Genomic DNA, 9211 nt, shown 5'->3' on the forward strand with positions numbered 1-9211 from the left:
GTCAACGGCTCGAAGCCCGGGAGGTGGCCACCTGGGCGAGGAGATCATCGACGTGCGCCAACGCGGCTGGGCTGTCGCTGACACCGCCCAGCATGCGGGCCAGTTCACGCCGGCGGCGGTCACCCTCGACGACCGCGACGTCGCTGACGGTCACGTGTCCGTCGTCCTGCTTGTGCACAACCAGGTGCTGGTCGGCGTACGCAGCCACCTGCCCCAGATGGGTAACCACGATGACCTGAGCGTGCTGGGCCAGCACCTTGAGCCGCGCCCCGATGTCGAGCGCCGCGGAACCGCCGACGCCTGCGTCGACCTCGTCGAAGATGAAGGTCGGCACTCCTCCGGCTGCGGTCACGACCTCGATCGCCAACATGACCCGCGAAAGCTCACCACCGGATGCCGCCTTGGACACCGCGCGTGGCTTTCCGCCCTTGTTCGCGGCGAGTTGGATCTCGACGTCGTCGATACCGCTGGAGCTGTACTCCCCCGGCTTCGCGGTGACCTGCACGCTCACCTTCGCCGAACCCATCGCGAGATGCGCAAGTTCGGCGGACACCTCTTTGCCGAGCTTGACCGCGGCTTTGCTGCGCTGGGAGCTGAGTTCCCTCGCCGCTTCGGCGAGTTCGTTCTCCAGCGCCTGCGACCGCAAGGTCAGGTCCTCGATCCGCTCGTCCGAGGACGCCAGATCGTTGCTCTCCTGCGCCGCCTGCGCGGACCACGCCAGCACTTCGTCGACCGAACGTCCGTACTTGCGCAGCAACGTGTTGAGGGCAGCGCGACGTTGTTGCACCTGCTCCACACGGGCCGGGTCTGCGTCGAGGTTCTGTACATACCCCTGAATGTCGGCCGCGAGATCGGTGAGCTGGACGCTGAGGTCGTCGAGCCGGACGCGCAGATCGCGCAGGACCGCGTCATGTTCGATGCCGCGCGCGAGGGACGCGGATGCCTGGCCGAGCAGGGTCAGGGCGCTGCGGTCGTCCAGGTCGTCGCTGCCACTGATCGCTTCGTGAGCGCCGCCGGCGGCGAGCATCAGGGCGTCCAGGTGCTCCAGACGCGACGATTCCTCGGCGAGGGCGACGTCCTCCCCCGGTTGCGGGTCGACGGACTCGATCTCCTCCAGCGCCGTCGTCAATTGGTCGAGGCGCATCGCCCGGTCGCGCGCCTGGGTGGTCAGTTCGTTCAGTTCGCGACGTACCTGTTGACGTCCGACGTACACGGTCGCGTACCGATCGGCAGCCTTACGCAGCGGCGCGCCACCGAAGTCGTCCAGCACTGCGCGGTGCTGGTCGGGGCGCTGCAGGCGCCATTGATCGGATTGTCCGTGCACGGCGACGACGAGTTCGCCGATCTCACCGAGCACTCCCACGGGTGCGTTGCGGCCGCCTACCCATGCTCGCGAGCGGCCACCGTCAGCCACCGATCGAGCAAGCAGTAGTTCTCCCTGATCGACCTCTCCGCCGGCTTCCAGCGCGCGTTCGACAGCGGCATGTTCTGCGGGAAGTTCGAGCACCCCTTCGACGACCGAGGAGGAAGCGCCTTCGCGCACCAGGGCTGCAGTCGCGCGTCCGCCGAGCAGCAGGCCGAGCCCTTGGACGACCATCGTCTTGCCGGCACCGGTCTCGCCGGTGAGCACATTCAGGCCGGGCGCGAAACGCAGCGTCGCATCATCGATCACACCCAAGTCGCGGATGCGAATCTCCTTGAGCATCAACGCACCTCGCGCGCGCCACGCCAACCGTGCACGGAAAGATCGAACTTGGCCACCAGACGGTCGGTGAACGGGGCCTCGGCCAAGCGAGCCAGGCGCACCGGAACTGGGCTGCGCCGCACCGCTATCCGTGCACCCTCGGGGAGGTCGAAACTTCGCCGACCGTCGCACCAGACGACCGCGCGGCCCGGCGAGCCGGCGACCATCTCCACAGCGACACGGACGTCATGGCTCAGCACAAGCGGACGGGCGAACAGAGCGTGCGCCGAGATCGGGCACAGCAGAAGCGCTTCCACGCCAGGCCAGACCACCGGACCCCCGGCCGAGAATGCGTAAGCCGTGGAACCGGTGGGGGTACTGATGACGACACCGTCGCAGCCCCAGGTCGACAAGGGTCGACCGTCGATCTCGATGACCAGTTCGATCATCCGCTCCCGGGAAGCCTTCTCGACCGATGCTTCGTTGAGCGCCCAACTGTTCCAGACGACTTCTCCGTCCACCGTCACGTCGACCTCGAGGGTTTCGCGCTCCTCGACCGTCCATGACCGTGACACGATCCGCTCGACGGTCTCGTGGATGTTGTCGCGCTCGGCCTCGGCGAGGAAACCGACATGTCCCAGGTTGATCCCGAGCAGCGGCGTGCCCGTAGCTCGCACGGCCTCCGCGCTGCGCAGGATCGTGCCATCACCACCGAGCACGACGGCGAGCTCACAACCCTCGCCGGGCAAGCCGGCCTGCGGCACCACGTTCGGTCGGTCGAGCACACCGAACGCGCGAAGCTCCTCCTCGTCGCCGGTGATCTCGATGTCGTGAACTTCGAGCTCCTCGACCAGTTCGCAAGCTGTCTGTCGGGCCTGCTCGCGACCGGGGTGCCCGCTCAGCAGGACGCGGCGGGTCATGCGGTCTCCTGCTCGATAGTGGTGACGAAGGCCGCCTGTGCGGCCTCGTCCATCTTGCCTTCCGTGGACCGCCTCGCCCACAGCAGGTACTCGCGGTTTCCACCGGTGCCGGCGACCGCGCTGCGAGCCAGGCCACACACGTGCAGTCCGGCCCGGCCTGTTGCCATGAGTACTTCGCGGACGGCGCGAGCGCGTTCGCCGGCGGATCGGACCACCCCGCCGTGGCCGAGCCGTTCGCGACCGACCTCGAACTGAGGTTTCACCAAGGCGATCAGCTCACCGTCGTGCGTCATCAGTCGCGCGAGGTCAGCGAGGACCAAGGTCAAGGAGATGAAGCTGAGATCGGTGACAACAAGGTCGGCGGGACCTCCGATCGTCGCCGGGTCGAGCCCGCGGACGCTCACCCCACTGTGGTCGTTGACCCGTTCGTCGTCACGCACCACCGTCGCCAACTGGTCATGACCGACATCGACGGCTTCGACCTGCGAAGCGCCGCGTGACAGCAACACCTGGGTGAACCCACCCGTCGATGCGCCGACATCGATGGCGCGTCGCCCGGAGGGGTCGAGGGCGAAGGTGTCGAGCGCGCCGAGCAGCTTGTGAGCGGCGCGGCCTACCCAGGGATCGATCTCGCCGCTCACGCCCAGTTCGACGGATTCGTCCACCTTCACCGAAGGTTTCGTGATCAGGTCACCGTCGGCGTGGACTCGCCCGGCCAGAACGAACTCCCTTGCCACAGCGCGCGATCGAGCAAGCCCGCGGGACACGAGCGCCTGGTCGACGCGTTCGGCGTCGCTCACCGGCGGTTCACCGCTCGATGCTCGACAGCTGTCGCCGCAGGGTGTCGTGCGCCGAACTCAACGTCGCGATCTGGTGATCGAGGTCGATCTGTACGTCGTCGGCTTCGCTGTACTCGGCAGTTGATGAGGGACTCGGCAGGTCACGAACTGCGGACATCGCCGCCTCGACCTCGGTCGCGCCACGCTCTGCGGCGGGCGCGACCGGGCCGGGCTTGGGAACCGTCGGTTCAGACATCCGCGGGCTTGGTGGACTGCTCGGTCTGCGCGTCGGTGTTCACTGCCGGAGCCTCGTCGGCCTGCGAGGTGGACTCGGCCACCTTCGCCGGCTCCACGGACTCGGCCGTCGACTTCGCCGGCGCTGCCGCGGACTCGGTGGTGGTTGGTGCGTCCTGCTCCACAACCGCGGTCGACGGCGTGGCCACCGAGGACGGGGTTGCCGGCGCGGGGGGGGTCACCCCGGCCGACTCGACACCCACCGTGGTCTCGGTCGCGCTCGGACGGGTCTCGTCCTTCGTGGCGGTAGACGGAGCCTGAGCAGGTGCGGACGGCTTCGGTGTCGTGCTCTTCGCCGTGTCGGACGTGGGCGTAGCCGCTGCCGTCTTGGTGGCCGTAGCCGCTGCCGTCTTGGTGGAGACAGCCGACTTCGTCGTGGTGCCGGACGGCGACGACGCGGTCTTGCTCGGGCTCGCCTTGGTGGTCGATGCCGTGGTCGTCGTTTTTTTGGCCGGCGTCGACTTCGACGTGGTCGTCGTCTTCTTGGCCGGCGTCGACTCCGACGCAGCCTTATCCGCCGGGGTGGACTTCGACGGGGTGGACTTCGGGGTGCTCGTCTTTGCCGGGGTCGATGTGCTGGCCGACTTCTTCGCGGCGGACTTCTTCGCCGCCGCCTTCTTGGTCGCGGTGGCCTTCGCCGGAGTCGACTTGGTGGTGGACGCCTTCTTCGCCGGGCTCGCCTTGGCGGCCGTCTTCGCCGCCGTCTTCTTGCCCGTGGCGGAGGTCTTGGTCGGAGACGATTTCGACGCGGTCTTCGCAGCTGCAGACTTGGTAGCCGGCACCTTGGCCGAAGCCGACTTCGACGCCGCCGTCGTCGTCTTGACCGTGCCGGTCGCCTTCGTCGCGGCGGACTTCGCGGTGCTCTTCTTCGCCGCCGGAGCGGACTTCGCCGCAGCGGTCTTGTTCGCCGAGGACGCCGTCGACGGGGTGGACTTCGACGGGGTGGACTTCGTGGTGCCCTTCTTCGCCGGAGCCACCTTCGCGGTGGCCGAGGTCGTTGCAGCCTTATGGACGGCAGCACGCGAGGGCGTAGCCCTCTTCGTTGCCTCAGCCGTGGCCGAACGCGAGGGAACGGGCTCGGGAGCAACAGTCGGCTTCTCGGTCTTCGGACCACGACCGGGCACGACCCGCGCGGCACTGCGAGCCCCGGTGGTGGCCAGACCGGCAAGGGTCGCGGTGCCTCCTGCCAGGCCTGAACGCAACGAGCGGACCTCCTTGCTCAGGCGGTCGATCTCCCGCTGGGCGTTACCGAGCTCGGAGAGGGTCGACAAACCGACCTTCTCGAGCTGGCCGCTGATCTCTGCCTGGACTGTCTGGCGGATCAGTTCACGGTTCGCAGCGGCGGCTGCGATCAGTTCGTCGGCGAGTGCCGAAACCTGACCGACCGGCTTGTCCATCCCGGTTGCGCTAACGAGGGTCTGCGCCGCCTCCATCGCCTTGGCACGGGTCAGTTCGCCTGCGCCGGAAAGGATTTGCAGTGCTGCACGCACGCTGTCGAGAGCCATGGCCACTCCTGATCGGGGAAAGTCTTCGTACCAGACTACTTGCTCGTTACCCAGCAGTTCACTGCCTTCGCCGAGTCGATCCGACCCGTGTCGACAGCCTCCCAGAGAACGGCCAACGCAAGGCGTAGCCGCTCCTGCGAATCGTCGGTTCCTTCGATTAGTAGCCTCGGTCCCGAGGCATCGTCATCGAGGTGGGCACGCGCCGAGCCGATGCTCCAACTGCCCGAATCCTGTCGCGGTTCGGTGTAATTCTGGTCGAGGGCGCGAAGGTCTTCAGCGACGAAGCGCGGTCGAAGCTCGGCCGGAGCGGCGATCAGGTCGGCCGGTCCGTGCACTCCCGTGAGCACGTGGAGGCAGTCCATCCCGGCTGCTGCCGCGCCGGCGACGTCGGTCTCCAACCGGTCACCGACCCCGAGCGTCTTCTCGGGCGCCACACCGAGTATCTCGGCTGCCATCGTGTACATCAGCGGCCCCGGTTTACCCACGACGTCGGGATCGTGGTCGACGGCGGCACGCACCGCGGCCACGAGCGATCCGTTACCCGGTGCCGTACCCAGAGCCGTGGGCAGAGTCAGGTCGGTGTTTGTCGCCACCCAACGCGCACCGCCCTGGATCGCGTACGCCGCGTCGGCGAGATCCTGGGCCGTGACCTGCGGACCGTAACCCTGCAGCACCGCAGCCGGTCGCTCCTTCGGATGACCAGTCGCCACCTCGAATCCCTTGTCCACCAAGGCGATCCGGACACCCTCACCGCCGACCGCCAGAACAAGCGAATCCTGCTCGATCTCCTGAGCCAGGAAAGCTGCACCCGCCATGGAACTGTTGACGACCGCGTTATCGTCGAGGGTGAGGCCGAGATCGCGGAGGTGCTCAGCGACCTGTGCCGGTGGTCGGGAGGCATTGTTCGTCGCGTAGGCCACCTGCAGACCGGCGGAGCGGGCCGCCTCCACGGCTGTGATCGCGTGCGGTACCGGTTCGGGGCCGCGATAGATCACCCCATCGAGATCGAAGACCAAGGCATCGTAGGCGTCCCGCAAGCTCGTCATTCGGTCATTGTCGCCTCACCCGGTCATGATGGAACGACCGGTTCGCACCAGCATCGCCTCCAGTTCCATCCGCACCATCGCGCCGGCGTCGACCCGGCGGACGCGGCGGCGCATCGCTCCCAGGACCTCGACGGCTTGGCCTTCGCGCAATCTGCACGCAGCTTTGCGTGTCGACGCGGTGAAACAGTTGACCTCGAAGAGGTCATACCTGGGGCTTCTACTTGAGCGTCGTGCCGAAGCCGGTCGCTCCACCGACACCCGCAGGACGACGAGTTCGTCCCCGCTCGGCATCTGACGAACCTGCGGGTCCATTTGCACGGTGCCCACGATTCGAACCTCGTTGACGGCTGTCACCGAGGGCTGTAGTCCCTTGGCGGCACCTCGAGTGGTCTTCGCGGCCGAACTTGGCGTCGCCTTCTGTGCTGGCATGTCCAGCCTCCTTTCCTGATGACCGGACGATCGCCGGTCGGAGGGAGAAAACAAACGTCCCGCACCTGTCGTGTGGACAAGCGCGGGACGTCGAAGGGGCTGTGGAAATCAGTCCTCGCGACCGGGCACCGGATCGGAGCCGTCCGCGTGAGCGGGGTCGTCCGACTCCGGCAGTTCGTCGTCGTCCGACTCCGGCAGTTCGTCGTTGTCCCAGTCATCTCCGAGGAGATCGACCAGCTCGATGCCGTCCAGTTCTGCGAGGCGTTCATCTGCGTCGGTCAAGCCGTCTTCGTCGGCAGTGGCGGCGCGCGAGAAGTACTCACGTGCTTGCTCTTCGTCGCCGCCGGCCAGAAGTGCCTCGGCGTACGCGTAGAGCAAGCGGGCGGCCCACGGCTGACGACCGGCCTTGTCGAGAGCGGGAATTCGCAGTCCGATCAGCGCGGCGTCCGGCTGACCCATGTCACGACGCACACCGGAGACCACGATCGCGAGTTCGATGGCGTCGTCCTGAGCCAGTCGCTTGGCCTCGGGCGAAGCCGCGAGGTCGAGCGCCCGATCGAACCGGCCGAGTCCACGCTCGCAGTCGACCATGTACGGCAACAGGTGGTCCGACCCGGACAGTCGACGCGCTGTCTTGAACTCCCGTAGTGCGTCGGTGAACTCGCCCCGCCGGTAACGGACCAGACCCAGGGCCTCACGGACGGCAGGCACCCGTCCGGCGCGGCGGGCAGCATGCTCGGCGTGGTCGAGTGCCTTGTCGGGGTCGTCGTCGAGCACGATCGCCGTCGCCGCAAGGTGAGCGGCGACTCCTTCGGCGTTCTCCACGGTGAGCGTTCGCAGTTGTTGCCACACACTGCGGTCGAGTTCCTTACCGGTCACGCCTTCAGGCAGGGCCGGTTCCCGACGGCGGTCACGACGAGCTTGATCGTCGAGGCCACGGTCCCAACTGCGCGGGCCTCCCTCGGGACGTGCTTCCTCCGGACGCTGCTCGCGGTCGTCACGGCGGTTGTCGCGTCTGTCATCGCGGCGGTCGTTGCCTCGTCCGCCCCGGCGGTCGTCCGGACGCGAGTCGCGGCGAGCACCATCGCGGAACGGGCGATCGTCTCTGCGGGGACCGCTGCCGAACGAACGTGCGGCAGCATCGCCACTGCGCTGGGAGCCACCGCGGTCATCCCGACGGCGGTCGCCCTGTCGTTCATCACGACGATCGTCGCGCCGGCCGTAGCTGCGACCCTCACTCTGTTTCCTGAAGTCGGAGTCACCTCGCGACCCGCGGTCGTCGCGACGCTCGAATCCACGCCGCTCTCCGCCACGGTCATCACGTCGGTCATCACGTCGGTCATCACGTCGGTCATCGCGTCGATCTGCGTTGCGACTCTGGCGTCGATCGTCCCGCTGGTATCCAGCACGCCCCTGACCACTACGGTCATCACGACGCTCAAAGCGTCCGCCGCCACCGGCACCGCCCCGGTCGTCGCGCTGGTAGCCACCTCGGCCCAGGTCGCGACGGTCATCCCGGCCGCCGTCGGAGCGACGGTCATCCCGGCGCTCGAAACGTCCGCTGTCCCCTGAGCCGCCTCGGTTTTCGCGCTGCTGGTACCCGCCGCGCGATCCGCGGTCGTCGCGGCGCTCGGATCCGGGCCGCCGGCCGCCGCGGTCATCGCGTCGATCGCCCCCACGGCTCGCGCCTCGATCGTCACGCTGATAGTCGCCGCGCCCCTGGTCACGACGGTCATCCCGGCGATCGCCGCCACGGTTGTCGCCACGGTCGTCGCGTCGAGGACCGAAACCGGAGCCACCACCAGAACCACGGGAATCGGCGCGGTTGTCATCGCGCCGTCCGCGTCCTTCCGAGCGACTGCTTTCCGCCCGATCGGATCCTCGATCGGAACCGCCGGCTCGGGACCACCGCGCCGACCGGCCTTCGCCCTGCTGGTCGTCCTTCTCGGGTCGCTCGTCAGCCACTACGTCTCCTCGGATCGAGATCATTCATCGGGTACAGGCGTGCTGATCAGTGTCCCACGCGCATACAAGAAAATTGGAGGGTCGTCCCCGACAGGTCTGTGACCCATTACGGGGACAACCCTCCAATTGAGGTGAAGTCCGGCGGTGTCCTACTCTCCCACACCCTACCGAGTGCAGTACCATCGGCGCTGAAGGGCTTAGCTTCCGGGTTCGGAATGTGACCGGGCGTTTCCCACTTCGCTATGACCGCCGTAACACTATGAAACTATGACGTCAACAGTTTGTGTTGCGTGTTGTTTCAGATATCGCATAGTGGACGCTAAAGCATGAACTGCAGGAACCCTTTTGTTGTGAAGGGTTTGAGTAAGTTATCGGCTTATTAGTACCGGTCAGCTACACACATTACTGTGCTTCCACGTCCGGCCTATCAACCCAGTCGTCTACTGGGAGCCTCTCACCCACAAGGGGCATGGAAACCTCATCTTGAAGCGTGCTTCCCGCTTAGATGCTTTCAGCGGTTATCACTTCCGAACGTAGCTAATCAGCGGTGCTCCTGGCGGAACAACTGACACACCAGAGGTTCGTCCAT

Annotated in this window: 10 protein-coding genes and 2 rRNA genes; 1 reads left to right on the forward strand and 11 read right to left on the reverse strand. The window is 66.9% G+C overall.

From position 1 onward, the window contains the following. Position 1: 1 nt before the first annotated feature. From recN to ACYU8W_RS07030, 5 genes are read right to left on the reverse strand one after another with little or no spacing between them, the layout of a single operon-like run. A complete protein-coding gene (gene recN, locus ACYU8W_RS07010; protein ID WP_499467789.1) occupies positions 2–1705 on the reverse strand; it encodes a DNA repair protein RecN in 1704 nt (567 codons plus the stop codon). Next, on the reverse strand, positions 1705–2604 hold the full coding sequence (locus tag ACYU8W_RS07015) for an NAD kinase (protein ID WP_499467791.1): 900 nt from the start codon (positions 2602–2604) through the stop codon (positions 1705–1707). The genes recN and ACYU8W_RS07015 overlap by 1 nt, the downstream gene beginning before the upstream one ends. Next, positions 2601–3404 (reverse strand): TlyA family RNA methyltransferase, encoded by an 804-nt coding sequence (locus tag ACYU8W_RS07020; protein WP_499467793.1) that lies wholly within the window; start codon positions 3402–3404, stop codon positions 2601–2603. The genes ACYU8W_RS07015 and ACYU8W_RS07020 overlap by 4 nt, the downstream gene beginning before the upstream one ends. A gap of 7 nt (positions 3405–3411) precedes the next feature. After that, entirely contained in the window at positions 3412–3639 is a 228-nt protein-coding gene (locus ACYU8W_RS07025) for a hypothetical protein (protein ID WP_499467795.1), read from the reverse strand. Beyond that, positions 3632–3859 carry a hypothetical protein gene (locus tag ACYU8W_RS07030; protein ID WP_499467797.1) on the reverse strand — a complete coding sequence of 76 codons (228 nt, stop codon included), beginning with the start codon at positions 3857–3859 and terminating at the stop codon, positions 3632–3634. Before ACYU8W_RS07030 ends, ACYU8W_RS07025 begins: the two co-directional genes overlap by 8 nt. Positions 3860–3962: 103 nt before the next feature. On the opposite strand from ACYU8W_RS07030, the gene ACYU8W_RS07035 reads away from it, so the two are divergent. Continuing rightward, a complete protein-coding gene (locus ACYU8W_RS07035; RefSeq protein ID WP_499467799.1) occupies positions 3963–5057 on the forward strand; it encodes a hypothetical protein in 1095 nt (364 codons plus the stop codon). 160 nt (positions 5058–5217) lie between these two features. Here the strand turns inward: ACYU8W_RS07035 and ACYU8W_RS07040 are convergent, their stop codons facing one another. The 6 genes from ACYU8W_RS07040 to ACYU8W_RS07065 all read right to left on the reverse strand — a co-directional run. Next, the gene (locus ACYU8W_RS07040; RefSeq protein WP_499467800.1) at positions 5218–6228 is read right to left on the reverse strand and encodes an HAD-IIA family hydrolase; all 1011 of its coding nucleotides are present in this window, start codon (positions 6226–6228) and stop codon (positions 5218–5220) included. 15 nt (positions 6229–6243) lie between these two features. Next, positions 6244–6657, reverse strand: a complete 414-nt coding sequence (locus tag ACYU8W_RS07045; protein WP_499467801.1) for a single-stranded DNA-binding protein — start codon at positions 6655–6657, stop codon at positions 6244–6246. A 108-nt stretch (positions 6658–6765) separates the two neighbouring features. After that, entirely contained in the window at positions 6766–7536 is a 771-nt protein-coding gene (locus ACYU8W_RS07050; RefSeq protein WP_499467803.1) for a tetratricopeptide repeat protein, read from the reverse strand. Then, positions 7533–8489 carry a hypothetical protein gene (locus ACYU8W_RS07055; protein ID WP_499467805.1) on the reverse strand — a complete coding sequence of 319 codons (957 nt, stop codon included), beginning with the start codon at positions 8487–8489 and terminating at the stop codon, positions 7533–7535. The genes ACYU8W_RS07050 and ACYU8W_RS07055 overlap by 4 nt, the downstream gene beginning before the upstream one ends. A 269-nt stretch (positions 8490–8758) precedes the next feature. After that, positions 8759–8876 (reverse strand): 5S ribosomal RNA (rrf, locus tag ACYU8W_RS07060). Between the two features lie 105 nt (positions 8877–8981). Beyond that, positions 8982–9211 (reverse strand): 23S ribosomal RNA (locus ACYU8W_RS07065); the annotation flags it as partial.

The organism is Yimella radicis (assembly GCF_054778255.1).